The sequence below is a fragment of the Hydrogenophaga pseudoflava NBRC 102511 genome (genome assembly GCF_001592285.1).
GTDB lineage: Bacteria > Pseudomonadota > Gammaproteobacteria > Burkholderiales > Burkholderiaceae_C > Hydrogenophaga > Hydrogenophaga pseudoflava.
The window spans coordinates 32,296-57,441 of record NZ_BCWQ01000002.1 but is presented as its reverse complement, the minus strand read 5'-3'; the positions used below and the strand labels follow the sequence as shown (position 1 = coordinate 57,441).

General features: G+C 66.2%; 22 protein-coding genes and 2 tRNA genes. 8 read left to right on the top strand and 16 right to left on the bottom strand.

The window, feature by feature from the left end:
• Positions 1 to 27 precede the first annotated feature (27 nt).
• On the top strand, positions 28 to 744 hold the full coding sequence (locus HPS01S_RS03150; RefSeq protein WP_066151780.1) for a twin-arginine translocation signal domain-containing protein: 717 nt from the start codon (positions 28 to 30) through the stop codon (positions 742 to 744).
• Between the two features lie 9 nt (positions 745 to 753).
• Here the strand turns inward: HPS01S_RS03150 and HPS01S_RS03145 are convergent, their stop codons facing one another.
• Genes HPS01S_RS03145 through lptF form a run of 5 tightly spaced genes read right to left on the bottom strand, consistent with a single transcriptional unit; the run spans position 754 to position 5,482 of the window.
• Entirely contained in the window at positions 754 to 1,935 is a 1,182-nt protein-coding gene (locus HPS01S_RS03145; protein ID WP_066151124.1) for a pyridoxal phosphate-dependent aminotransferase, read from the bottom strand.
• A gap of 4 nt (positions 1,936 to 1,939) precedes the next feature.
• The gene (locus HPS01S_RS03140) at positions 1,940 to 2,884 is read right to left on the bottom strand and encodes a CysB family HTH-type transcriptional regulator (protein WP_066151121.1); all 945 of its coding nucleotides are present in this window, start codon (positions 2,882 to 2,884) and stop codon (positions 1,940 to 1,942) included.
• Entirely contained in the window at positions 2,881 to 3,246 is a 366-nt protein-coding gene (locus tag HPS01S_RS03135) for a sirohydrochlorin chelatase (protein WP_066151118.1), read from the bottom strand. The genes HPS01S_RS03140 and HPS01S_RS03135 overlap by 4 nt, the downstream gene beginning before the upstream one ends.
• Positions 3,247 to 3,248: 2 nt before the next feature.
• The gene (lptG, locus tag HPS01S_RS03130; RefSeq protein WP_066151115.1) at positions 3,249 to 4,367 is read right to left on the bottom strand and encodes an LPS export ABC transporter permease LptG; all 1,119 of its coding nucleotides are present in this window, start codon (positions 4,365 to 4,367) and stop codon (positions 3,249 to 3,251) included.
• Positions 4,364 to 5,482, bottom strand: a complete 1,119-nt coding sequence (lptF, locus tag HPS01S_RS03125; protein WP_066151778.1) for an LPS export ABC transporter permease LptF — start codon at positions 5,480 to 5,482, stop codon at positions 4,364 to 4,366. Before lptF ends, lptG begins: the two co-directional genes overlap by 4 nt.
• Before the next feature lie 25 nt (positions 5,483 to 5,507).
• Here lptF and HPS01S_RS03120 point away from each other — a divergent pair, with 25 nt between their 5' ends.
• The 6 genes from HPS01S_RS03120 to HPS01S_RS03095 all read left to right on the top strand — a co-directional run bounded on the left by HPS01S_RS03120 (position 5,508) and on the right by HPS01S_RS03095 (position 12,500).
• The gene (locus tag HPS01S_RS03120) at positions 5,508 to 7,010 is read left to right on the top strand and encodes a leucyl aminopeptidase (RefSeq protein WP_066151112.1); all 1,503 of its coding nucleotides are present in this window, start codon (positions 5,508 to 5,510) and stop codon (positions 7,008 to 7,010) included.
• Positions 7,007 to 7,438 (top strand): DNA polymerase III subunit chi, encoded by a 432-nt coding sequence (locus tag HPS01S_RS03115; RefSeq protein WP_066151108.1) that lies wholly within the window; start codon positions 7,007 to 7,009, stop codon positions 7,436 to 7,438. Before HPS01S_RS03120 ends, HPS01S_RS03115 begins: the two co-directional genes overlap by 4 nt.
• 193 nt (positions 7,439 to 7,631) lie before the next feature.
• On the top strand, positions 7,632 to 8,840 hold the full coding sequence (locus HPS01S_RS03110; protein ID WP_066151105.1) for a branched-chain amino acid ABC transporter substrate-binding protein: 1,209 nt from the start codon (positions 7,632 to 7,634) through the stop codon (positions 8,838 to 8,840).
• Between the two features lie 195 nt (positions 8,841 to 9,035).
• A complete protein-coding gene (locus tag HPS01S_RS03105; RefSeq protein ID WP_066151102.1) occupies positions 9,036 to 10,211 on the top strand; it encodes an ABC transporter substrate-binding protein in 1,176 nt (391 codons plus the stop codon).
• Between the two features lie 20 nt (positions 10,212 to 10,231).
• Positions 10,232 to 11,851 (top strand): ABC transporter permease, encoded by a 1,620-nt coding sequence (locus HPS01S_RS03100; RefSeq protein WP_157576059.1) that lies wholly within the window; start codon positions 10,232 to 10,234, stop codon positions 11,849 to 11,851.
• A gap of 1 nt (position 11,852) precedes the next feature.
• Positions 11,853 to 12,500, top strand: coding sequence for an ATP-binding cassette domain-containing protein (locus tag HPS01S_RS03095; RefSeq protein ID WP_066151095.1), 648 nt, complete (start codon positions 11,853 to 11,855; stop codon positions 12,498 to 12,500).
• Between the two features lie 24 nt (positions 12,501 to 12,524).
• Here HPS01S_RS03095 and selD read toward each other — a convergent pair whose 3' ends face one another.
• The 8 genes from selD to HPS01S_RS03055 form a co-directional block, all read right to left on the bottom strand.
• Complete coding sequence (gene selD, locus HPS01S_RS03090; RefSeq protein WP_066151092.1) at positions 12,525 to 14,810, bottom strand: selenide, water dikinase SelD; 2,286 nt, start codon at positions 14,808 to 14,810, stop codon at positions 12,525 to 12,527.
• A 44-nt stretch (positions 14,811 to 14,854) separates the two neighbouring features.
• Positions 14,855 to 14,931, bottom strand: a tRNA-Arg gene (locus HPS01S_RS03085).
• A 58-nt stretch (positions 14,932 to 14,989) separates the two neighbouring features.
• Positions 14,990 to 15,066: transfer RNA gene (locus tag HPS01S_RS03080), tRNA-Pro, on the bottom strand.
• Positions 15,067 to 15,123: 57 nt separating this feature from the next.
• The gene (locus HPS01S_RS03075; protein WP_066151089.1) at positions 15,124 to 16,383 is read right to left on the bottom strand and encodes an acyl-CoA dehydrogenase family protein; all 1,260 of its coding nucleotides are present in this window, start codon (positions 16,381 to 16,383) and stop codon (positions 15,124 to 15,126) included.
• Between the two features lie 42 nt (positions 16,384 to 16,425).
• Positions 16,426 to 17,511: a phosphotransferase family protein gene (locus tag HPS01S_RS03070; RefSeq protein WP_066151086.1), complete on the bottom strand. Its 1,086-nt coding sequence runs from the start codon at positions 17,509 to 17,511 to the stop codon at positions 16,426 to 16,428.
• A gap of 31 nt (positions 17,512 to 17,542) precedes the next feature.
• A complete protein-coding gene (locus tag HPS01S_RS03065) occupies positions 17,543 to 18,262 on the bottom strand; it encodes a Crp/Fnr family transcriptional regulator (RefSeq protein WP_066151083.1) in 720 nt (239 codons plus the stop codon).
• Between the two features lie 138 nt (positions 18,263 to 18,400).
• A complete protein-coding gene (locus HPS01S_RS03060; protein ID WP_066151080.1) occupies positions 18,401 to 19,180 on the bottom strand; it encodes an oxepin-CoA hydrolase, alternative type in 780 nt (259 codons plus the stop codon).
• Positions 19,181 to 19,182: 2 nt separating this feature from the next.
• Positions 19,183 to 20,703 carry a 3-hydroxyacyl-CoA dehydrogenase gene (locus HPS01S_RS03055; RefSeq protein ID WP_066151077.1) on the bottom strand — a complete coding sequence of 507 codons (1,521 nt, stop codon included), beginning with the start codon at positions 20,701 to 20,703 and terminating at the stop codon, positions 19,183 to 19,185.
• A 75-nt stretch (positions 20,704 to 20,778) separates the two neighbouring features.
• On the opposite strand from HPS01S_RS03055, the gene HPS01S_RS03050 reads away from it, so the two are divergent.
• The gene (locus tag HPS01S_RS03050) at positions 20,779 to 22,824 is read left to right on the top strand and encodes a type IV pilus assembly protein FimV (protein WP_157576057.1); all 2,046 of its coding nucleotides are present in this window, start codon (positions 20,779 to 20,781) and stop codon (positions 22,822 to 22,824) included.
• A 68-nt stretch (positions 22,825 to 22,892) separates the two neighbouring features.
• On the opposite strand, the gene HPS01S_RS03045 is transcribed toward HPS01S_RS03050, so the two are convergent.
• From HPS01S_RS03045 to lexA, 3 genes are all read right to left on the bottom strand, one after another.
• On the bottom strand, positions 22,893 to 23,900 hold the full coding sequence (locus tag HPS01S_RS03045) for a D-2-hydroxyacid dehydrogenase family protein (protein ID WP_066151071.1): 1,008 nt from the start codon (positions 23,898 to 23,900) through the stop codon (positions 22,893 to 22,895).
• Between the two features lie 47 nt (positions 23,901 to 23,947).
• Positions 23,948 to 24,298, bottom strand: a complete 351-nt coding sequence (locus HPS01S_RS03040) for a hypothetical protein (RefSeq protein ID WP_066151068.1) — start codon at positions 24,296 to 24,298, stop codon at positions 23,948 to 23,950.
• 132 nt (positions 24,299 to 24,430) lie between these two features.
• The gene (gene lexA, locus HPS01S_RS03035) at positions 24,431 to 25,111 is read right to left on the bottom strand and encodes a transcriptional repressor LexA (protein WP_066151065.1); all 681 of its coding nucleotides are present in this window, start codon (positions 25,109 to 25,111) and stop codon (positions 24,431 to 24,433) included.
• Between the last annotated feature and the right edge of the window lie 35 nt (positions 25,112 to 25,146).

The following is a 25,146-nucleotide window of genomic DNA, read 5'->3' as shown; positions in this document are numbered from 1 at the left end:
TGGCGCCTTCTTCGCATGGAGGTGTCCATGGATCGGCGTGACTTCGTGGAAGGTTGTGCGCTGGGCGCGGGTGTGCTGGCCACCACCCTCGGGACGGGCAGTTGGGCGGCGCAAGCCACGCCGCGTCGCTACGCCGCGGCGTTGCTCGTCGACGAGCTGGGCGATCCGGTGAAGGCCTCGCAGCTGAAACTGCAGACGAACTACGTCTTCCACTACCCGTTCGAGGCCACGCCGGTGTTCCTGCTGGACCTGGGCAAGGCGGCGATGCCGCTGTCCCTCAAGACCAAGGGCCAGCAGGACTACCAGTGGCCCGGAGGAGTGGGGCCGCGCCGCAGCCTGGTGGCGTTCAGCGCCATCTGTGCCCACCAGCTGGTTTATCCGACCAGGGACCTGAGTTTCATCAGTTTCCGCAAGGGGCCAGTGCTCAACCCCAAGACGCCCAGCCATGGCAACGACCTGATCCACTGCTGCGCCGACCACAGCCAGTACGACCCGGCGCGCGGTGCCCAGGTGCTGGGCGGGCCGGCGGAGCAACCGCTGTGCGCCGTGCTGCTGGAGCACGATGCCCGTGCGGACACCCTGACCGCGACCGGCACGCTGGGCGGTGAACTCTTCGACGAGTTCTTCCGCAAGTACGAGATGAAGCTGAGCCTGGACGTGGGCCCCAAGGCACGCCAGCCCGTGGCCGGGCGCAGCACGGTGCGGGAGCTGGAGCGCTTTTGCCGCAACCCGATCCGCTGCTGACGCGCTGCGTCAGAGGCGGGCCAGGCGCTCCAGCGCGGCCTTCAGTGTGTCGTCCTTCTTGGCAAAGCAGAAGCGCACCACCTTCTGGTCGAAGCCGTTGCCGTAGAACGCCGACAGGGGGATGGCGGCCACGCTAATCTCGCGCGTCAGCCACTGGCAGAACTCGCCTTCGGGCAGGTCGCGTTCCGCCACCGCCAGGTTCTCGATGCCCACGCACTGGAAGTAGGTGCCCTGGCCGGGCAGCAGGCGAAAGCGCGTTTGTGCAAGACCTTCCCGGAACAGGTCGCGCTTGCGCTGGTAGAAATCGCTCAATTGCAGGTAGGGCGCCGGGTCGGCCATGTAGGCGGCCAGCGCGTGCTGCATGGGCGTGTTCACGGTGAACACGTTGAACTGGTGCACCTTGCGGAACTCGGCCGTCAGCGGCGCAGGTGCGACCACCGTACCGACCTTCCAGCCGGTGACGTGGTAGGTCTTGCCGAAGCTGCTGATGATGAAGGCGCGCGCCGCCAGGCCGGGGAAGCGTGCAGCGCTCTGGTGCTGCTGGCCGTCGTAGACCATGTGCTCGTAGACCTCGTCGCTGATCAGCAGCACGTCGGTGGGCGCGAGCAGTTCGTCGAGCCGGCGCATGTCCTCGGCGCTCCAGACCTGGCCGCTGGGGTTGTGCGGGCTGTTGATCATGAGCGCACGGGTGCGTGGCGTGATGGCGGCGGCGATGGCATCGAAGTCGGGCCGGAACGTGCCCGGCACCAGTGGCACCCGAACGACCTTGCCACCGGCCAGTTCGATGTTGGGCACGTAGCTGTCGTAGCAGGGCTCCAGCACGATGACTTCGTCGCCCGGGTGCACCACAGCGAGGATGGCGGTCAGGATGGCCTGGGTGGCGCCGGCGGTGACGGTGATCTCGGTGTTTGGGTCGCAGCGCAGGCCGTACAGCGCTTCCATCTTCGCGGCCATGGCCTGTCTCAGCGCCGGCACACCGGGCATGGGCGGGTACTGGTTGTGGCCGGCCTGCATGGCCAGGGTGACGGCGTTGACCAGTTCCGGGTCGCAGTCGAAGTCAGGGAAACCTTGGCCCAGGTTGACGGCCCCGACCTCGGCGGCGAGCGCCGACATGACGGTGAAGATGGTGGTGCCGACGGCGGGCAGGCGGGAGGTCAGCGGCGGCGTGCGGGGGGCGGTGGCGGTGTCCATGGCTTCAGATGTCGTATTCGTCGGAGTTGCCGGCCATGGCGCGCAGGATCAGGTCGCGCGAGAGCCGGTCGCTGAGCAGCTCGGCAAAGCGCAGCACGAACTGCCGCAGGTAGCTGCCGCGCTTGAAGGCCACGCGGGCCAGGTTGTGGCCGAACAGCTGCGCGCCGGGGCGGGCCACGAGGTCGGGGGTCGCGTTGTCACCCTGCATCGCCATCTCGGCCACGATACCCACGCCCATGCCCAGCTTCACGTAGGTCTTGATCACGTCCGAATCGATGGCTTCGAGCACGATGTTGGGCCGCAGGTGCCGCAGCGCAAAGGCCTGGTCGATGCGGGTGCGGCCCGTGAAGCTCGGGTGGTAGGTGATCAGTGGCACATGGGCCAGGTCTTCCAGCGTGATGCGCTCCTGCGCGACCAGCGGGTGGTCGTAGGGGAAGACCAGCACGTGCTGCCATTCGTAGCAGGGCAGGGTGACCAGATCGGGGTAGTTGGTGAGCGACTCGGTGGCCACGCCGATTTCCGCGACCTCTTCGATCAGCATCTTCGCGACTTGGTCGGGTGAGCCCTGGTGCAGGCTGACGGCCACCTTGGGATAGGCCTGGCGCAGCTTGGCCACCGGTCCGGGCAGCACGTAGCGCGCCTGGGTGTGGGTGGTCGCGATGGACAGCGTGCCGCTGTCCTGCGCTGCGTACTGCTCGCCGATGCGTTTGAGGTTGTTGACCTCGCGCAGAATCACTTCGATGCTCTTGAGCACCTGCACGCCGGGTTCGGTGATGCGCTTGATGCGCTTGCCGTGGCGGGCAAAGATCTCGATGCCCAGCTCTTCTTCGAGCTCGATGATGGCCTTGGAAACGCCGGGCTGCGAGGTGTGCAGCGCCTTGGCGGCTTCGGTCAGGTTCAGGTTGCGGCGCACCGCCTCCTGGACGAAGCGGAACTGGTGCAGGTTCATCGGGCAGGTTCCAGCGCAATCTGTGCGAGCAGTGCGGTCAGGCGGGGATCTTCGCCGGCGGTGGCCAGGCGTTCGAAGCGAACGCCTGGATGGGTGAGTGCGAGCTGCTCCACCAGCAGCGGAAGGTCTTCGCGGGCGTGTTTGCCCATGCCGAAGAACAGGGGCAGCACCCGGATGCGGGACACCCCCTGGCTCACCAGCTGCGCGGCGGCGGTCGGGAGGTCGGGTTCGCTCAGCTCCAGATAGGCGCAGGCCACCCGGACCGCCGGGTCGGCGTCACAGATCTGCCGCGCCACCGATTCGACCGGCGCCCGCCACAGCGGGTCGCGAGACCCATGCGCAAAAACGATGACGCCCAGCATGGCTACCTCCGAAGCACCAGCCAGCCAAACGCACCCAGCGAGAGGAACGAATAGATGATGGCCGGAGACGCAGCCGCCAGCCAGGGGCGCCAGTGGTTGAGGTTGCCGATGTAGCCGAAAACGTTGTTCAGCAGGAAGAAGCTGATGCCGATCATCACGCCGCCGAACACGTAGCCGGTGATGCCGCCGCTGCGGAAATGCAGATAGGCGAATGGCAGGGACAGCACCACCATCACCAGACAGGAGAGTGGATAGAACACCTTGCGCCAGAACTCGATTTCGTAACGCTGCGCGGTCTGGCCGTTGGCCTCCAGGTGCTGGACGTAGGCGTAAAGATCGGTCGTGCGCATGCGGTCTGGCTTGAGCAGCGCCACCGACACCATCTCCGCGGAAATCGCGCTGGGCCAGGCGAACGACTCGTGCTGGCTGCGCACGATCCGGGCCGACAGCTGGCCCGCCACATCAAACTCTCTTCGTACCGCATTGTTCAGCGTCCAGGTACCGTGGCCTTCGATCCGGCCCTGCTCGGCCTGCACCGTGGACACCAGCAGGCCCTGGTTGTCGAACTCGAAGATGCGGACTTCTCCCAGCTCACCGGAGGGGGAGAGCGACCCCACGTTGACCGAGAAGTTGCTGTGCGCCTGCCGCTCCTTGAGCCAGGCGCCGGTCTGGCCCAGGCTCAGCTTGCCCTGGTACCGGGCCTTGAGCAGTTGCGCCGTCTTGTCGGCAATGGGGGCCACATAGTCCCCGACCGCGAAGGTGAGCGCGACAAACAGCAGGCCCAGGCCCAGCAGCGTGCGCAGCGCTTTCCACGGCCCCAGGCCGCTGGTGCGCAGGATGGTGTATTCGGAACTCTGGGCCAGGCGCGCCAGCACCGCCACCGAGCCGATGAGCACCGATATCGGGAGCAGCTCGTAGATGCGGCTGGGCATCAGCAGCGCCACATACAGCATGGCGTGCGTCAGCTCGTAGGTGACCTTGGGGTCCAGGCGGGACGGCTGGCCGATCGCCGCCAGCTCCTCGACGAAGTCGAAGAAGAAGAACAGCGACAGGAAGGCCAGCAGCACGTAGCCGGTGGCGATCAGGACCTCACCGTAGATCAGTCGGCGGATCGTTTTCATGCGGATGCCCCCGCGGCGCCGCCACGTGCGATCTGGCTGAACCAGGTGCGCCAGTGGATGTTGTGGTGGCGCTTGGCCAGCCACAGGGCACTGAACAGGAACACCGAGCCGTGCAGCAGGACGGTCAGCGTCAGCCAGCTGACCTGTCCGGCGGTGACCCAGCGCTGCCCGACGTTGAGCAGGTTGAAGTACACGATGAAGGCAAAGAGCGTGAACAACAGGTTGCCGCTGCGGCCTGCGCGGGGGTTGCTGACCGTGGTTGCGACCCCCAACAAGACCAGATTGAAGGCCGTCAGGGCCACACCGATGCGCCAGCCCAGTTCACCCATGTGCGCGGGCGTGGGGTCCTGGATGAGCGCGAGGGTGCTGCGCGCCTTGAGCGCCTGGCCGCCGCGGATGTAGGAGGACGAGGCGCCGATCTGTGCCCCGTACTGCTCGAACTGGCTGACCTTGATGCGGCCGGTCTTCGGGTCGCTTTCGAGACGCTGGCCGTTGTTGAGCATCAGGAACTGGCGGTCACCCTGCCACTCGATGCGGCCGGACACCGCCGAGGTGACGGTCTCGTTGCCGTTCTTCTCGATGCTGGAGATGAACACGTTGCGACCTTCGGTGCCGTCGGCCGTGTCCTTGTCGATGAAGAACACCCGCCGGCCGCTGGACGACTCCTGGAACTGACCCGGGGCGATGCGCTGGAGGTCGCCGCGGTTTTCGAACCGGTTGCGCAGTTCGGCGGTCTGCTGGTTGGCCCAGGGCCAGACGAACAGCACCATCAGAACGATCACCAGCAGCACCGGCCAGGCGAACCTCATCACCGGACTGAGAAATCCCCCCAGCGAGCGCCCGCTGGAGAACCAGATGATCATCTCGCTCTCGCGGTACATGCGGGAGAGCGTGGAGACAATCGCGATGAACAGGGCCAGCGTCAGGATGGTCTGCGTGTAGCCCAGCACCGTGTAGCCCAGCACCAGCATGACTTCTTCCGGGTTCACGCTGCCGCGCGAGGCCAGTCCCAGCGTGCGGATCAGCAGCACCGTCAGCACGATGGTGAAGAGCACCACCAGGGTGGCGCCGAAACTGCGTGCCAGTTCGGTGCGGATGGATGAATGGAATAACATCGAATCAAACAGGAAAGACACGATTATGGACTTCGAACTCAAAGCCCTTTCCCTGGTTCAGGCAAGCCAGCTCGCGGTGGACGCACTGGTGGTGCTGGTGCCCGACGACACCCAGGGCCTGGACGGCACCGACGCCCTGAGCGAGCTGGTGCGGGACGCCTCCCGCAGGGGAGATCTTGAAACCGGGGTGGGCAAGTGCCTGTCGGTCTACCGGCCCCAGGGGCTCAAACCGGTCAGGGTGGTGCTGGCACGCACTGGCGACTGTTCGCCCGCTGCGGTCCGCAAGGCGGTCACGGCGGCGATGTCGGGCCTGAAGTCGTCCAGTGTGAAGAAAGTGGCTGTGCTGCTCAGCGGGATGGCGAACGACCAGCCCACGGTGCACAGCGCCATGGTGGCGGTGGCGGACAGCACCTACGCCTATGTGACCACCAAGCCTTCGGCCACCGCTCGCGCGATCCGGCAGGTGATCGTCGGTGTGAGCGACGTCGCCGTGGCGCGTCCTGCCTTCCGTTTCGGTCTGGCCCAGGTTGCAGGGATCGAGCTGGCCAAGGAGTGGGCCAACCGGCCCGCGAACCACGCCACGCCCAGCCACCTGGCCGAGGCCGCGCGCAAGCTCGGGCGCAAGCCCCGCATCAGGACCGAGGTGCTCGGGCCCAAGGAAGTGGCGGCTCTGGGCATGGGCGCCTTCATGGCGGTGGCGCAGGGCTCGTCCCAGCCGCTGCGGTTCATCGTCATGCACTACCAGGGCGGGTCCAAAGGCAGTGCGCCGGTGGTGCTGGTGGGCAAGGGCATCACCTTCGATACCGGCGGCATCTCGATCAAGCCTGCGGCCGAGATGGACGAGATGAAATTCGACATGGGTGGGGCTGCGAGCGTGCTGGGCACCTTCGCCGGGCTGGCCGAGCTGCAGCCCGAGGTCAACGTGGTGGGCATCATTCCGAGCTGCGAGAACATGCCGGACGGCAGCGCGGTCAAACCCGGGGACGTGGTCACCAGCATGAGCGGACAGACCATCGAGATCCTCAACACCGACGCGGAAGGCCGGCTCATTCTTTGCGATGCACTGACCTATGCCGCGCGGTTCAAACCGCGTTGCGTGATCGACATTGCCACGCTCACGGGTGCCTGCGTGATCGCTCTCGGGGCGGTCCGGTCTGGCATGTTCGCCAACCGGAGCGACCTGGCCGACGCACTGCTCGCGGCGGGAGATCGGTCAATGGATCTCTGCTGGCGGCTCCCGCTGGACGACGAATACGCCGAAGGCCTCAAGTCGAACTTCGCGGACATGGGCAATGTGGCCGGACGGGCGGGTGGTGCGATCACCGCGGCCAAGTTCCTGCAGAAGTTCGTGGCGGAAATGCCCTGGGCGCACCTTGACATCGCAGGGACGGCCTGGAAGAGCGGCACCAGCAAAGGTGCGACGGGGCGACCGGTTCCCTTGTTGCTGCAGTACCTCAGCGATCTCCAGGGCGAGACCGGAGCGTCCAAGAAGTCGCGCTCAGGCGGCAGGACATCCCGCAAGGCATGACCGAGGTCGCGTTTCACCTGAACGTCGGAGACCGGACGGTCTACCTCTGCAGGCTGCTGCGCAAGGCCTACCTCAAGGGCTCCCGCGTGTACGTGCTCGGCGGAGCGTCGTCCATCGACCCGCTCGACAGGGCTCTCTGGCTCATGGCGCAAGGTGAGTTTGTGCCGCATGCAAGAAGCGGATCTGCAGAGCACGTCCGCCGCCGTTCGCCCATCGTGCTGGGCGAGCATGAGCCCGAGTGGGGGCTGGTGGATGTGCTGGTCAATCTGTCGGATCAGGCCCTCTGCGGTGTGGGTGTTGTGCCGCGGATCATCGAGGTGGTGGGCTCGGAACCAGGAGGCAGGGAGAAGGGTCGGGAGCGGTGGCGGCTCTACCGCCAGGCGGGCGTTGAGCCCACGGCCCACGACCTGTCCGGGTCCGTGGCGTGATGGATGGTCGTTTGCCTTGCATGCGGTGTGCTTATGGTGCATGCGTTGGAATGATGCTCACTGGGGCAAACCCTTGAAGCGATTTGTGCAAGCCCTGATGCAGCGTCCTCTGCGCAACGATTTGGAGTATCTTTATGGATGTGGAGAAAAGTTCCCTCCGCATTCCAAAATTCATTCCTTTCCGAGGATACCTATGCAACTGAACCTGAAACTGGCCGTCATTTCCGCAGCCGTCGTTCTGGCCGCCTGCGGCAAAAAAGAAGAGGCAGCTCCGGCCGCCGCTCCTGCTGCTGCCCCGGCACCTGCTGCCGCTCCTGCGCCCGCAGCAGATGACGGCGTCATCAAGATCGGTCACGTCGGTCCCACCAGCGGTGCCATCGCCCACCTCGGCAAGGACAACGAAAATGGCGCACGCATGGCCATCGAAGAGTTGAACGCCGCTGGTCTGACCATCGGAGGCAAGCCTGCCAAGTTCGAGCTGCTGGCCGAAGACGACGCTGGTGATCCGAAGCAGGGCACGGCCGCCGCTCAAAAGCTGGTGGACGCCAAGGTCAACGGCGTGATCGGTCACCTGAACTCGGGCACCACCATCCCCGCGTCCCAGATCTACAACGACGCTGGCATTCCCCAGATCTCTCCCTCCGCCACCAACCCCAAGTACACCCGCCAGGGCTACGCCGGTGCGTTCCGCGTGGTGGCCGACGACGTGCACCTGGGTGGCACGCTGGGCAAGTACGCTGTGGAATCCCTCAAGGGCAAGAGCATTGCGGTCATCGACGATCGCACCGCCTACGGCCAGGGTGTGGCCGACGAGTTCGAGAAGGGTGTGACGGCCGCTGGCGGCAAGGTCGTGGGTCGTGAATTCACCAACGACAAGGCCACCGACTTCAACGCCATCCTGACCACGCTGAAGGCCAAGAAGCCGGACATCGTGTTCTTCGGCGGCATGGACGCCGTGGCTGGCCCGATGCTCAAGCAGATGAAGCAGCTCGGCATCAAGGCCAAGTTCATGGGCGGCGACGGCATCTGCTCTTCCGGCCTGGTCGATCTGGCTGGTGACGGCATGTCCGACGAGCAGGTCTACTGCGCGGAAGCCGGTGGCGTGGAAGGTGAAGCCAAGGCGGGTATGGAGAAGTTCAAGGCCGACTTCAAGGCCAAGTTCAACGCCGACGTCCAGGTGTACGCACCGTACGTGTACGACTCCGTCAAGGTGATGGTCGAAGCCATGAAGGCTGCCGATTCTTCCGACCCGGCCAAGTACCTGCCGAAGCTGAAGGAAACCAACTACAAGGGCGTGACGGGTCAGATCGCTTTCGACGAGAAGGGCGACATCAAGAACGGTGCCCTGACGCTGTACACCTACAAGGGTGGCAAGCGCTCGGAACTGGCCGTGATCCGCTGATCTGCGGACAAGCCTCAAAAGAGCCGCCTTCGGGCGGCTTTTTTGTGGGTGCCTCTCGGCCGATCGACGCACAACCCTCCTGGCACAGGGTGCTCGGTTGGCCGGGTCAGGCCGTACAGTCGGTGTCGGCTGTAAGTTTTCGGCCTCCCGCCCGACTGCTGGCCTTCCATTTACTGTTTTATCGAGAGTTCGCGCATGAAATGGTTCTCGCTGACCGCACTGACCCTGAGCCTGTGTGTCCCGTTCGCTGCTCACGCCGACTGGGCCAAGACCGAAGCCGAGGCCAAGGGCCAGACGGTGTACTTCAACGCCTGGGGCGGCGGCGAGGCGATCAATGCCTACATCGCCTGGGTGGCAGAGCAGGTCAAGGGCCGCTATGGGGTGGAGCTGCGGCACGTCAAGGTGACCGACGCGGCCGAGGTGGTCAAGCGGGTGCAGACCGAGGTGGCGGCCGGCCGGCGCACCGACGGCTCGGTCGACCTGGTGTGGATCAACGGTGAGAACTTCCGCAACCTCAAGCAGGGCGGCCTGCTGTTTGGTCCCTGGGCCGAGTCCCTTCCCAACTGGGGCGCGGTGGACCTGAACAAGCCGGTGCGCAGCGATTTTTCGGTGCCCACCGAGGGCTACGAGGCGCCGTGGGGCACGGCCCAGCTGACCTTCATCGCCGACAAGGCCCGCACCCCCACGCCGCCGCGCTCGGTGGCCGATCTGCTGAGCTTCGCCAAGGCCAACCCGGGGCGGGTGAGCTACCCGAAACCACCGGATTTCCACGGCACCACGTTCCTCAAACAGGTGCTGATCGAGCTGGCGCCTGACCGCAAGGTGCTGCAGTCGCCGGTGAGCCCCGCCAGCTTCGGCGCCGCCACCGCGCCGCTGTGGGCTTACCTGGACCAGCTGCACCCGGCGCTCTGGCGCAGTGGCAAGACCTTCCCCGCCAGCGCCGCCGAGATGCACCGCATGTTGGCCGATGGCGAACTCCGGCTCTCGCTCACCTTCAACCCGAACGAGGCCGCCAACCTGATCAGCTCGCGCCAGTTGCCCGCCACGGCCTACAGCTTCGGCTTCACCGGTGGCACCATCGGCAACGTGCACTTCGTGGCCATTCCCGTCAATGCCAAGGCCCGCGCCGGGGCCCAGGTGGTGGCCAACTTCCTGCTGTCGCCCGTGGCCCAGGCGCGCAAGGCCGACATCACGGTCTGGGGCGACGGCAGCGTGCTGGATGTGAACAAGCTGCCGACAGCGATTCAGACCGCCATGCGCAAGACGGCGCCGGGCGCGCTGGCCGAAGCCGTGCCCACGCTGGCCGAGCCCCACGCCAGCTGGGTGGAGGCGCTGGAGAGCGAGTGGCTCAAGCGCTACGGGACCCGCTGAGTCAGCGCGGCTTACCCTCCGTGCCATCGGGATACCGCTGGAGCCAGGCGTGGGCCTGGCTCGCGGCCCTGCCGGTGCTGTTGATTCTCGGGCCGGTATTGCCCGGCCTGTACTGGGCGCTGGCGCCCTCGCTCGACCTGTCGGTCTGGCAGGCGCTGTGGTCCGACGCCCAATGGCCTCAGGCCCTGCGTGCCACCCTGGTGTCTGCAGTGCTGGGCTGCGTGCTGGGCATGGTCCTGGCGGCCGGGCTGGCGACTGCGCTGTACCCAGGGCCGCGCTGGCTGGTGATGCAGCGCCGGCTGCCGCTGATGCTGTCGGTGCCGCACGCAGCGTTTGCCGTCGGCCTGTTGTTCCTGATCTCGCCCTCGGGCTGGCTGGCGCGTGCGGTGGCACCGCTGGCGGGCTGGATCGACCCACCGGCCTGGACCACGGTGCAGGACCCGCTCGGCCTGAGCCTGGCCCTGGCGCTGGGACTCAAGGAGAGCTGGTTCCTGCTCTGGGTGCTGGTGGCGGTGCTGGGCGAGCAGACGGTGCATCGGCACATGGTGGTGGCACGGTCGCTGGGCTACAACCGCGCCCAGACATGGCGGCACGTGTTGTGGCCCCAGCTGCTGCCGCGGCTGGGCTGGCCGCTGGCGGCGGTGCTGGCCTACGGCCTGTCGGTGGTGGACATGGCCTTGGTGGTGGGGCCGAGCACGCCGCCCACGCTGGCGGTGCTGGTCTGGCAGTGGCTGACCGACCCCGACCCCGCCATGCAAGCCCAGGGGGCGGCGGCGGCGCTGGTGCTGCTGGGCCTGTTCCTGCTGATCGCAGCGGGCGCCCGCTGGGCATGGCAGGGGCTGGTCCGGCGCACAGGCTACCCTGCGGGTGTGCGCCAGCCCGCCAGCCACCCGTCCCGCTGGGGGCTGCACCAGCCGCTGTTTCTGGTGGGCTATGCGGTGGTGGCGGTGCTGCTGCTGTGGTCGCTGGCGGACACCTGGTTCTTCCCCGCGCTGTGGCCCGATGCGCTGTCGCTGCAGACCTGGATGCAGGCCGACTGGGCGCCGTTCGGCACCACCCTGTGGCTGGCGGCGGCGTCCACGCTGCTGTGCCTGCCGGCCGCGCTGGTCTGGCTGGAGTGGGGGCCGCAGCGCTACAACGCCGTGCTGTATCTGCCGCTGATCATTCCCTCGCTGCCCCTGGTGGCGGCGCAGTACGCGGCGCTGCTGCGGCTGCCGGCCGACGGCACCGCAGGCGGCCTGTTGTGGAGCCACCTGCTGTGGGTGCTGCCCTACATGGTGCTCACCCTGATCGGGCCCTACCGCGCATTCGACCGGCGGCTGATGACCACCGCGCGGGCGCTGGGCCAGTCGCCCCTGGGCGCCTGTCTGCACGTCAAGTGGCCGATGCTGCTCAAACCCATCCTGGCCGCGCTCGCGGTCGGTTTTTCGGTCAGCGTGGCGCAGTACCTGCCGACGCTGTTCGCTGGCGGCGGGCGCTTTGCCACGGTGACCACCGAAGCGGTGGCGCTGAGCGCCGGCGGCAATCGCCGCGTGCTGGCCGCGCAGGCGTTGCTGCAAATCGTGCTGCCGCTGCTGGGCTTCGGTCTGGCAGCGCTGCTGTCTCAATGGGCGGGTCGACACCGTCGAGGGTTGCGCTGAAATGCTTGAGGTTCGAAATCTGACCATCGTCAAGGACGGCCATGAGCTCATCGCGGGCCTGGACCTGCAGGTCGGGCAGGGCTGCATCGTCACACTCACCGGCGCGTCGGGCTCGGGCAAGTCGACCCTGCTCAACTGGCTGGTGGGCGATCTGGACCCGGCGTTCCAGGCCCAGGGCGAACTGTGGCTGGACGGCCAGCGGCGTGACGCCTGGCCGGTGGAGGCGCGCGGCATCGGCATCCTGTTCCAGGACGACCTGCTGTTTCCCCACCTCAGTGTGGGGCAGAACCTGGCGTTCGCCTTGCCGGCCGCGGTGCGCGGCGCCGCCGCCCGGCGCGAGCGGGTGGCGCAGACGCTGCGCGATATCGGTCTGGAGGGCTTTCACGACCGCGACCCCGCGACGCTCTCGGGCGGGCAGCGCGCGCGTGTGAGCCTGATGCGTGCGCTGCTGGCCGAGCCCTGCGCGCTGCTGCTGGACGAGCCCTTCTCGCGGCTGGACGCGGCGCTGCGCGCGCAGTTCCGCGGCTTCGTGTTCGAGCAGATCCAGCTCCAGCGCATCCCGACCGTGCTGGTCACACACGATCCGGACGACGTGCCACCTGGCGGGCAGGTGTTCGACATCCAGCAGTGGCAGGCGCCGCCGGACTGAGCGAACCGCTAAGCCCAGGCGGACTCAGGCACTCAGCACCACTGGTTCGAGCGCGTCGCTGGCAGCGCTGATGCGGCCGATGGCGGCGGTGTGCGGGTAGCCCGCCGCCTGCAGCGCGCGGACGCAGTCGGCCGCGCGGTCGGCGGGCACGCTGGCCAGCAGGCCACCCGCGGTCTGCGGGTCGAACAGAAGCGGGTAGCGTTGGTCGTCCACGAAGGCCACGGCGTTGCGCAGCGCACGGCGCAGGCGCACGTTGGCCGGCTGCAGCGAACTGACGATGCCGGCCTTCACGCAGTCCACCGCGCCGTCGAGCAGGGGCAGGGCGCCCAGCTGCAGCTCGGCGTCCACCCCCGAGGGGCGGGTCATCTCGACCAGGTGCCCGAGCAGGCCGAAGCCGGTGAGGTCGGTGCAGGCGGTGGCGCCGTGTTCGCGCAGGATCTGCGCACCGGCCTGGTTGGAAAGCACCATCGATTTCAGCGCGGCGTCTATCCAGCGGCCTTTGGCGGCGTGCCGCGCGTGCGCCGCGAACAGGGTACCGGTGCCGATGGGTTTGCTCAGCAGCAGCACGTCGCCGGGCCGCATGCCGCCCTTGCGCATCACGCCGGTCATGCGCTCGTCGATCAGGCCGTTGACGGCAAAGCCCAGCGCCAGCTCGCGCCCTTCGCCGGTGTGTCCGCCGACCAGGCTGCAGCCGGCGGCGTTGAGCACCTCGACCGCGCCGGTCATCATCTGCAGCAGCAGGTCTTCGACCTTGGCCTCCAGGCCGGGCGGCACGGTGGCGATCGCCGTGGCCGACTGGGGCTCGGCCCCCATGGCAAAGATGTCGCCCAGCGCGTGGTTGGCCGCGACCTGGCCGAACAGGTAGGGGTCGTCGATGAAGCTGCGGAAGAAGTCCACCGTGTGCACCATGGCCATGCCCGGCGGCACGCGCACCACGGCGGCGTCGTCCGGCGCATGCAGGCCGATCAGCACGTCGTCGCGCTGCACCGGCTGCAGGTTGCCGAGTGCGCGGCTGAGGATGCTGGCCCCCACCTTGGCGCCGCAGCCGCCGCAGCGCATGGCGATCGCTGAGATGGCCTGGCGCGATTCTTCGGCGTTCAGCACCAGGCCGCTGGCGGGCGCGGCCTGTGACGGTGATGCCGGTGCCATGGCGGGCAGCTCGGTGAACTTGCGCATGAAGCGGCGGTCGATGTGGTCCTTCCAGCGCCAGACCCAGTCGCCCGCGAAGCCGATGGGGCCGCGCGAGGCCACGGCGTGGCGGTCGCCGGTGGAGATCAGCGCCAGCCAGTGTTTCTGCGGGCGGTAGGGCTGCAGGGGCTGGCCGCGCAAGGCCCGGCGCAGGTTGCGCGCCAGCGGACGGCCCATGCGCACAGCGAACACGCCGGCTTTCTCCAGCGGGCGTGGCAGGAAAGACGCCACATCACCTGCCGCATAGATCTTCGGGTCGTCCGGCGTCTGCAGGTATTCGTTGACGCAGACGAAGCCGTGTTCGTCCAGCGCCAGACCCGTGCCCTGCAACCAGGCCGGGCCGCCTGCCTGCGTCACCCACATGGTCTCGTCGGCGTCGAAGGTGCGGCCGTCCTGCGTGGTCAGGCAGCCGGGCGAGACCTGCGACACCTCGGCCCGGGTGTGCACCGCCACGCGCCGCTCCTTCAGCACGTGGGCAAAGCGCGCCCGGACCCTGGGGTTGTGTGTCGGCAGCAGGGTCTCGCCCGCGGTGAGCAGCACGAACTGCAGCAGGTCGGGGTTCTTGCCCAGGGCCTGCAGCTCCTGGCGCAGCCGGTATTGCATGGACAGCACCAGTTCCACGCCGCCTGCGCCGCCGCCCACCACCGCCACGGTGAAGCGGTCGCGCAAGCCGCGCACGCGCTCCAGCAGGTCGAGCCAGCGCTGGTTGAAATGGGCGATGGGCTTGACCGGCACCGCGTGGGCCTGGGCGCCATCGACCTGACGCACATTCGGTGTGGAACCGGTGTTGATGGACAGCAGGTCGTAGGGAATGGCGGGCCGCCCCTTGAGCAGCACGCGCTGGCTCGCGCGGTCCAGCCCGGTCACTTCACCGTGGATGAAGCGCGCGCCCGCGAACGCCGCCAGGCGGCCCAGGTCGATGTGCACCTCGTCGAAGCTGTAGTGGCCCGAGACATAGCCCGGCAGCATGCCGGAGTAGGGCGTGTCGATGTCGGTGCAGACCAGGGTGATGCGCAGGCCCGGTTCGGGCTGCATGGCCAGCATGCGCAGCGCGACCACATGGCTGTGGCCGCCACCGACGAGGACCAGATCGCGCAGGACAGGTTGTTCGTGTGATTGCATGCGACGTTGGCCGCGCAGAAGGGAGGGCGCTGGGGAGGAATCGCTGGCCTGCCCGGAGGGACTCGAACCCCCGACCTGCTGCTTAGAAGGCAGCTGCTCTATCCGGTTGAGCTACGGGCAGCCGGTGCGGACAGGATACAAAAAAGGCCCACGCAGTGGGCCTTTTTTGTCCTGAAGAATGGTCGGAGCGGCGGGATTCGAACTCGCGACCCTCTGCTCCCAAAGCAGATGCGCTACCAGGCTGCGCTACGCTCCGACAAGCCAGCAAGTATACCCTGTCGCCAGGGGGCTCTGCGCGGTTTGTTGGTGCGCATCAGCAACCGCGCGTCACCGGCATCTCGACGTCGCTCTTGATGGCCATGTGTTTGGCCAGCTCCAGCTTGGCAATCGCCGCGCGGTGCACCTCGTCAGGACCATCGGCCAAGCGCAGCGTGCGCTGGTTGGCGTAGCTGTAGGCCAGCGGGAAGTCGTCGCTGACGCCACCGCCGCCATGGGCCTGGATGGCCATGTCGATGATCTCGCAGGCCATGTTGGGCGCCACCACCTTGATCATCGCGATCTCGGCCTTGGCCACCTTGTTGCCCACTGTGTCCATCATGTAGGCGGCCTTGAGCGTGAGCAGGCGCGCCTGTTCGATCTTGCAGCGGGCCTCGGCGATGCGCTCGTGCCAGACCGACTGCGCGGAGATCGGCTTGCCGAAGGCGACGCGGCTGTTGAGGCGCTTGCACATCAACTCCAGCGCGCGCTCGGCTGCGCCGATGGAGCGCATGCAGTGGTGGATGCGGCCCGGGCCGAGGCGGCCTTGGGCGATCTCGAAACCGCGGCCCTCGCCCAGCAGCAGGTTGCGCACCGGCACGCGCACGTCCTTGAGCACCACTTCCATGTGGCCATGCGGCGCGTCGTCGTAACCGAACACGGAGAGCGGGCGCACCACAGTGACGCCGGGCGTGCCGGCGGGCACGACGATCATGCTCTGCTGCGAATGGCGCGGTGCCTCGGGGTCGGTCTTGCCCATGACGATGTAGACCTTGCAGCGCGGATCGCCAGCACCGGACGACCACCACTTGCGGCCGTTGAGCACGTAGTGGTCACCGTCGCGCGTGATCTCGCACTGGATGTTGGTGGCGTCCGACGAGGCCACCGCGGGTTCGGTCATCAAGAAGGCCGAACGGAACTCGCCGCGCAGCAGGGGTTCGAGCCATTCGTCCTTGATCTCCTCGGACGCATAGCGCTCCAGCGTTTCCATGTTGCCGGTGTCGGGAGCGGAGCAGTTGAACACCTCGGCCGCGAACGGCACGCGGCCCATGATCTCGCACAGCGGTGCGTATTCCAGGTTGGACAGACCCTCGGGTGCCCGCTTGCTCATCGGCAGGAACAGGTTCCAGAGGCCGGCGGCGCGCGCCTTGGGCTTGAGTTCCTCGATGACAGTGGTCGGGATCCAGGCATTGCCTTTGGCGCGGTTGGCCGCGATCTCGGCGAAGAAGCGCCCTTCGTTCGGGTAGATGTGCTCGTCCATGAAGGCCAGCAGGCGCTGGCGCATGTCCTTGACCTTGTCGGTGTAATCGAAGTGCATGGTGTGTTCCTTGGGTGTGGGGTCGGGACGTTGGAGTCGGGGTCAGGCCTGCTGTGCAAAGCGCCAGGCCATCTCGGCCAGCGGGCGCGCACCGGCGGCGGACGACACCGCCTGCGCGCTGGAGGCGGTGCCCATCTCGACGCGCTTGGCGATGCCCTGCAAGATGGCGGCGAGACGGAACAGGTTGTAGGCCAGGTAGAAGTTCCAGTCGGCCTTGAGCTGTTCGGGCGTGACGAAACCGGTGCGCTCGCAGTAGCGGCGGATGTACTCCGCCTCGGTCGGAATCCCCAGCGCCTGCACGTCCAGGCCGCCGATGCCGCGGAAGGCGCCGGGCGGGATGTGCCAGGCCATGCAGTGGTAGCTGAAATCGGCCAGCGGGTGACCCAGCGTGGACAGCTCCCAGTCGAGGATCGCGAGCACGCGCGGCTCGGTGGGGTGGAACATCAGGTTGTCCAGCCGGTAGTCGCCGTGCACGATGGACACCATCGATTCGTCGCGCGCCATGGCCGGAATGTTCCGAGGCAGCCATTCCATGAGCTGGTCCATCTCGGGAATGGTTTGCGTGATCGACGCCACGTACTGCTTGCTCCAGCGGCCGATCTGGCGCTCGAAGTAGTTGCCCGGCTTGCCGTAGTCGGACAGACCGATGGCGTCCGGGCGCACGCTGTGCAGCGCGGCCATCACGCGGTTCATCTCGTCGTAGATGGCGCCGCGCTGGTCATTGGTCAGATCGGGCAGCGACTGGTCCCACATCACGCGGCCGTCGACGCACTCCATCACATAGAACGCACGGCCGATCACCGACTCGTCCTCGCACAGCGCGTGCATGCGGGCCACCGGCACACCGGTGCCGTGCAGTGCGCCCATCACGCGGAACTCGCGCTCGATGGCGTGAGCCGAAGGCAGCAGCTTGGCCACCGGGCCGGGCTTGGCGCGCATGACGTAGGCACGCGCCGGCGTGATGAGTTTGTAGGTGGGGTTGGACTGTCCGCCCTTGAACATCTCGATGCTCAGGGGGCCGCTGAAGCCTTCGACATGGCGTTCGAGCCAGGCCTGGAGGGCGGCGGTGTCGACGGCATGCTGGGCCGCCACCGGCCGTGTGCCGGTGAAGTTCTGGAGGTCGTTCATTCGGTCACGGTCGGTGAGGGCAGGAAAACGGTCAGTGTTCGGCTTCGGCGATGCGCATCAGCATGTCGCGGTTGCGCACCACCAGCCCTCCCTGCTCGATGCGGATCGCTTCTTCGCGCTCCATGGATTTGAGTTCCTGGTTCACGCGCTGGCGCGAGGCGCCCAGCAGCTGCGCCAGTTCTTCCTGTGCCAGTTGCAGGCCGATGCGCATCTCGTTGCCGTCCGAGAGGCAGGGCACGCCGTAGGAGCGCACCAGGTGCAGCAGCTGTTTGGCCAGGCGCGCGCGCAGCGGCAGGGTGTTGAGGTCTTCCACCAGGCCGAACAGCGTTCGGATGCGCCGCGCCTGCAGGCGCATCAGCGCTTCGTACAGTTCGACGTGGGCACTGAGGATCTTCTGGAAATCGTTGCGGGCCACGCACAGCAGCGTGGTCGGGCCATGCGCATAGGCGTCGTGCGTGCGACGGTCCCCGTCGAAGAACGCCACATCCCCGAACCACACACCGGGTTCCACGTAGGTCAGCGTGATCAGCTTGCCCGAGAGCGAGGTCGAGCTGACACGCACCGCACCCTTGGCGACCGCCGTCCACTCGGTGGGCGGTTCGCCGCGGGCGACGATCAGGTCGCCGTCCTTGAATCGCTTGACGTAGGCGCATCGGAGAATGTCGTGACGCAGGGAGGGGGAAAGACTCTGGAACCAGCGACCGTTGTTGATCGCCTCGCGTTCTTCCATTGTCAGAATGGGTTCGTCCATTGGATGTCTTTTGAGTGACTGAAAGCGGCCCCATTGTCACCACTGGGACGCGCCGGGAGCATCAGGGATAGCGCGGGGAAGCTGTCCCGCAGGTGTCGCCGTGCCGCTTTTAAAACCGCAGCACGGCAGGCTTGTCGATCAACGGTAGCCGGGGCGGCGCTTCTCAAGGAAGGCCGAGATGCCTTCACCGCCGTTGGCGTGGTGGAGGTTGCGCACGAAGTGGTCGCGCTCGGCGGCGAGCTGGGTGTGCAGCGGCGCGGTCTGGGCCTCGTTCACCAGCTCCTTGATGCTGGCCATGGCGTTGGGCGCCCGGGAGTTGAGTTTTTCGGCCAGCGCCAGCGCGGAGGCCATCGCCTCGCCGCTGGCACACACCTGGTTGACCACGCCGAGGGTCTGCAGGCGCGCGGCGTCGATGCGGTCGCCACACATCAGCAACTGCATCGCGGTGGCGCGGGGCAGGGCGCGCGCCAGGCTCCAGGTGGCGCCGCCGTCGGAGGACAGACCCACATTGCTGTAGGCCATCACAAAGACGCTGTCCTGTGCGGCGACCAGCAGGTCGCAGGCCAGCGCAAGCGAGAAGCCCGCACCGGCGCAGGCGCCTTCCACGGCGGCGATCACCGGCTTGGGGAATGCGCGGATGGTTTCGATCCAGTTGTGCAGGCTTTCGATGCTCTGGGCCTGCACCTCGGGCGGCTGCTGGCGGTTGGACAGCAGGCGCTGCAGGTTGCCGCCTGCGCAGAAGTGGCTGCCTTCGCCGGCAATCACCACCGAACGCACCTCCGGGCTGGACTCGGCCACGTTCAGCGCCTCGACCCCCGCGGCATAGATCTCCGGACCCAGGGCATTGCGGTGTTCCGGGTTGCTGATGGTGAGCACCATGGTCTGGCCATGGCTGTGGCTCTTGAGGCTGGCGCTCATGCTCAGGCCTCTTCGTGCATCAGGCTCAGACCCAGGGCGCCGCGGCGGCGCAGCCAGGGCGAAGGGCGGTAGCGAGGATCGCCGTAGACCGTGCCCATGTTGAACAGGATCTCCAGCACATTGGTGGGGCCGACCTTGTCGCCAATGGCCAGCGGGCCCATGGGGTAGCCCAGACCCAGTGTCACCGCCACTTCCAGGTCCTTGGGTGTGCAGATGCCCTGCTGGCACATGTCGGCCGCGATGTTGACGATGGTGGCGACGACGCGCTGCGTCACGAAGCCGCCGCTGTCCTTGACCACGCTCACCGCCTTGCCGTCCTTGGCGAACAGGGCGTGCGCGGCGTCGCGCATGTCGGGGCGGGTGGCCGGGTTGGTGGCCAGCACACGGCGCTTGGTGGCGGCGTCCTCCAGCATCATGTCGATGCCAACGGTGCGGGTGGGGTCGAGCCGCTCGACCGCGGCGAGGGTGGTCACGTCCAGTCCGAGCGGTGCCACCAGGATCAGCGCGCTGGCTGATGGGGCCTGGGCGGTTTCGATGCTTGCGCCCAGGTTCTTGAGCAACTGGTAGATCTCGGCCCGACGCGCGGCTTTGGGCGAGACCCAGACCGGCGGCAGGGCACCGACCTCGGGCACCGGAGGCTCGGCAGGAACCTGGGCAATGCCCTCCCTATATGTATAGAAGCCGTCGCCGACCTTCTTGCCGACCACACCACCGGCCAGTCGCTGCGCTGTGATCACGCTGGGGCGGTAGCGTGGTTCGTCGTAGTACTGGCGGTAGATCGACTCCATGACCGGGTGCGAGACGTCCAGGGCGGTCAGATCCATCAGCTCGAAAGGACCGAGCCGGAAGCCCATCTGGTCTTTGAGGATGCGGTCGATGGTCGCGAAATCGGCCACCCGCTCGCTCGCCACCCGCAGTGCTTCGGTGCCGTAACCGCGACCGGCGTGGTTGACGATAAAGCCGGGGGTGTCCTGCGCCGATACGGGGGTATGCCCGAATTCGCGGGCAAAGGCCGTCAGCCGCTCGCACACCACCGGATCGGTCTTGAGACCGGCGATCACTTCGACCACGCGCATCAGCGGCACGGGGTTGAAGAAGTGGAACCCGGCAAGCTGGCGAGGGCGCTGGAGCGCCGCACCGATGGCGGTCACTGACAACGAAGAGGTGTTGGTTGCCAGCACCGATTGTTTGGAAACGATGGACTCAAGTTCGGAAAACAGCTTCTGTTTGACATCTAGCCGCTCGACGACGGCTTCGATGACCAGGTCGCAGGGGGCCAGCGAAGCAAGGGCATCGGCGCAGCGGAGCCGATCCAGCATGGCGGTGCGTTGCGCGGCATCGAGCTTGTTCTTGTCCACCAGCTTCTGCCAGGTGTCGGCCAGCGCCTGCCGGGCGGTTTCGGCCGCATTGGGCTGCAGATCGAACAAGATGACTGCGCTTCCGGCCTGGGCTGCCATCTGTGCGATGCCGCGGCCCATGGCGCCTGCACCCACGATGCCGACGGTTTGAAAAGTTGGGGTCATATGAAAGTGTTATTTAAGAAGGGTGGGCAACGACCTATGACAAAATGTTGCCACGAAGAACGGAAGGGCTGTGACGTGCGCCAGATCTTGGTTGGCTCTATTTTGCTATCAACGGCGTTGGGCGGTTCGGCGGCCACTTTGGGGCGACACAGCGGCGCTGTTCTCATTGGCAGGCCTCTTGATATCCGGGTGCAGGCCGTCGCGGCCCCGGGTGAAGATCTGTCCGCGCTGTGCCTGCAGGCCGATGTGTTCTTCGGTGACAACCAGCTGGGTCCTTCGTCTGTGCGCACCTCGACGCAGCACAACGCACCCGATGCCGAGGCATCGGTGCGGATCCAGACCACGGTGCCGGTGAACGAACCCGTTGTCTCGGTGGTGTTGAGGGCGGGCTGCGCTTCGCCGTTCTCCCGTCGGTATGTGCTGCTGGCTGACTTTCTGTCCGAGCCTGCAACGGCGTCGCAAACAGCGCCTGCGTTGTCCGGTTCACAAGTAGTGCCCAAGCCGTCGCCCATCCCGGCGGAGGGTTCGACAGGCAGCTCCAGAGTGTCTGCTGGTCCGGCAGCTGGCAGCGGTACTCCTGTGGCGGCTCCGACGCGCAGCACGGCGCCTGCTTCTGCTTCCAGGCCCAGGCCAGCCAGCGTGGTGCGCAAGCCGGTGGAACCGGCAAGGGATGTAACCCCGCGGCTCCAGCTGGACCCTGTGGACGTGAGTCTCGCGATCGAGCGCGATCCGGTTCTCAAACTGTCGCTGTCCCTGCTCAGCGAGCCCTCCTCGAACCCCCAGGAGCGGGCCGCTGCTGCCCAGCTCTGGAAGGCATTGAACGCATCCCCCGAGGACATTCTTCGCGACACCCAGAAGCTGGCAGTCCTGGAGGCCGAATCCAAAGGCTTGCGTGAGCGGGAGGCGCGCAACAAGGCCGCCATGCAGGACATGGAGGCCAGGCTCGAACAGTCGCGCTTCATGTCGTGGGCTGCGTACACCTTGGGGGCGCTGCTGCTTTTTGCTTTGGCAGCACTGGCCTGGCTGTGGCGACGCAAGACCGCCATTGGCGTTGCGGGTACCCCTCAGAAGGACTGGTGGACGTCTGGTGCAGCGAAAGCGGCCAAGGTGCCTGCCGACAAGCCTGCAAGGAAGGTGGCGGCCAAAGGATTGGATCTTGACCTTGATCTGGATGCCGATTCCGGGTTGGACGAACTGGGTCCTGTGCGCAAAGGTTCTGGTGACAGCGGAGCGATGCCCTTGTCCACTTCCGAGCGCCGCGATTTCCGCACCAGCCACATCGGCGTGTCCCGGTCCGTCGCTACGGAAGAACTGTTCGACGTCCAGCAGCAGTCGGATTTTTTCGTTTCGCTGGGCGAGTTTGACCAGGCGATCGGTGTCCTCAAGATGCATTTGCACGAAAGCCAGGAGCCCAGTGCGCTCGCGTATCTTGACCTCTTCAAGCTCTACCACCGGCTGGGGCGGCGCGACGAGTACGAGAAGCTGCGCGAAGAGTTCAACCGCCAGTTCAATGCAAGTGCCCCGCCGTTCGATCAGTACAGCGACTCCAACCGGGGCCTGGAAGCCTACGAGACTGCGTTCGGGCGGATTCAGGCACTGTGGCCTCAGCCCAAGGTGCTGGATGTCATCGAAAAGTCCATCTTCAGGGATGCGGCCGATCCCGAGTCGGAGGTGTTTGATCTCGAAGCGTACCGTGAGCTCCTGCTCCTCCACGCCATCGCGAAGGATGTGATCCAGCGCGATTCGAGCACACCTTCTTCTGACTTCCAGCACACGGCGATTCGTCCTCTCAAGGCTGCGGGGCCGAAGATGGCTGCTGTTTCGTCCTCTGCGGCAGCTTCGGAACGGTTGACCGAACCGATGGATGAAATCCCGCACGCCTCCCCCCGTCTTGGCCTGGATATCGACCTGGATGCGCTGCACGATGCGTCGGCGTTCGAAGCATCGCTGCCCGACGTTGTGGTGCCGGTGGAGCCCACGGCCAGGCTCGCGTCATCGACGGGCATCTCTGCAGTGGAGGCCGCGGACATGGGCAACCTCATTGATTTTGAAGTTCTGGATTTCACGCCACCCGATGACGGAGAAATCCCGCCGGGCAAGGGCGCACAGTCCACACAGTGAGCATGTTTGCTCAACAAAAAAAGCCAGACACGTGCTGGCTTTTTTGTTGGCGCTGCTGAGCCTGATGGTCAGCGTCGCACCTGCAGGGCGCCAGGGTTGACGATGTTCGTGGGCGTTCCCTTGATGAAATTGACCACATTGTCGAACGCAGCCGAGAACAAGGTCTCGTAGTTGCTGAGCTCGACGTAGCCGATGTGAGGCGTGCAGATGCAGTTCTCGAGCCTGAGCAGCGCATGCCCCTGAAGAATCGGCTCTGATTCGAAAACATCGATGGCGGCCATGCCTGGGCGCCCCCGGTTCAACGCGGTCAGCAAGGCCTCGGCCTCGATCAGTTCCGCTCTGGATGTATTGACCAGCAGGGCGGTCGGCTTCATGCGAGAAAGATCCTCCAGCGTGACACAGCCCGCGCTGCGGTCGCTGAGTCGAAGATGAAGGCTGAGCACATCCGAACGCTCAAAGAGATCTTCCCGGCTGGCTGCGACCTCAAAGCCGTCGGAAACGGCCTGCCGGCAGGACTCATCGCCACCCCAGACCAGCACCTGCATGCCGAAGGCCTTGCCGTAAGCAGCGACCAGCTTGCCGATGCGGCCATAGCTCCACAAGCCGAGTGTCTTGCCGTGAAGAACCATGCCGAGGCCGAAGTTGGCGGGCATGGACGATGACTTCAGCCCCGACTGTTGCCAGGCGCCGTGCTTGAGGCTTGCGACATACTGGGGAATGCGCCGCATCGACGCCATGACCAGAGCCCATGTCAGCTCGGCGGTGGAGATCGGGGAACTTGTGCCTTCGGCCACGGCGATGCCGCGTTCGGTGCAGGCAGTGACGTCAATATGGCTGCCGATACGCCCCGTCTGCGCAATGAGCTTCAGGCGAGGCAGCTTGTCAACCAGTTGACGGGATACCGGGGTTCTTTCCCGGATCAGGACCACGATGTCGGCATCCCGCAACCGTATGGACAGTTGCCCGACCCCCTTGACCGTGTTGGTGAACACTTTGGCGGGATAGGGGTCGAGGCGCGCTGCGCAATCCAGCTTTCGGACGGCGTCCTGATAGTCGTCCAGTATCACGATGTTCATGGAGCACTATTGTGCCGCCATGAGCATTCTGTACAGACTTTGAGCTGTCAGGCGGGTTCGGTGCGGTGCTCGAGAGCGGCCAGACGGTCCAGTTCGGCGCAGACATCGGCCATGCGCCCTGAAATCACCAGGCAAGCGCTTCGATCCGGTTGGCTGGTGTGCTTCAAGCGGATGGTTGCTGTCTGTGAGGGCCGCGACACCTCGGCCATGGAAGCGCCGTGAGAGGTCGACAGCGACTGTTTCGGTTGCTTGTTGGTCAACCATCCGGCCCTGACAAACCGCTGCATCAACGTTGGCAGCGGTTTGCGGGTCTTGTTGGGACAAGGAGGTGACGGCAGCCAGTTGTCGATCAACTGCAACGGAGCGCGCCAGGTCTTGGAGGTGATGCGGATTCCCATGTGAAACTCCGGAAAGGGGTTGGACACAGGCAGGATTGGTTCGGAAGAGCCGCTCTCGCAGGGTTTGCCAAGGACAGTGTGCTGTTCTGGCAAAACGCCCGCCACCTGCGAGGGCGGCACCGACCCAGCGGGTCAGATCTGGAAGCTGTTGCGAATCAGGCCCACGGCGAGGCCTTCGATCTCGAAGGGTTCACCCGGTTGCACCACGATCGTTTTGTAGTCCGGGTTTTCCGCGTGCAGCTCGATTTGGTGGTCGCGGCGCATGAAACGCTTGACAGTCACATCGTCTCCGAGCCTGGCCACCACGATCTGCCCATTTTTCGCGTCCTTGCCGGACTGCACGGCCAGCAGGTCGCCGTCGAGGATGCCGACGTCGCGCATGGACATGCCGCGCACGCGCAGCAGGTAGTCAGGTGTGCGCTGGAACAGGCTGCGCTCGACGTGATAAGTCTGGTCGACGTGTTCCTGAGCGAGGATCGGTGAGCCGGCAGCCACCCGCCCGATCAGGGGCAGCATGAGCTGAGAAAGGCCGGGCATCGGCAGTGTAAGCTGATGAGTCCGCTGATCGTTGATGGCCTGCAGATCCCGGCTGCGAAGACGGATCCCGCGGGAGGTGCCGCTGACCAGTTCGATCATGCCTTTGCGTGCGAGCGCCTGAAGGTGCTCCTCGGCCGCATTGGCCGACTTGAATCCGAGCTCGGTGGCGATTTCTGCGCGGGTGGGTGGAGCGCCGGTGCGGGCAATGGCGTTCTGGATCAACTCCAGGATTTGCTGCTGGCGGGCCGTGAGCTTGGGCGGGAACGACTCGATCATGTCAACCTCGTGGTTAGGTGGGATGCGGCTGGACA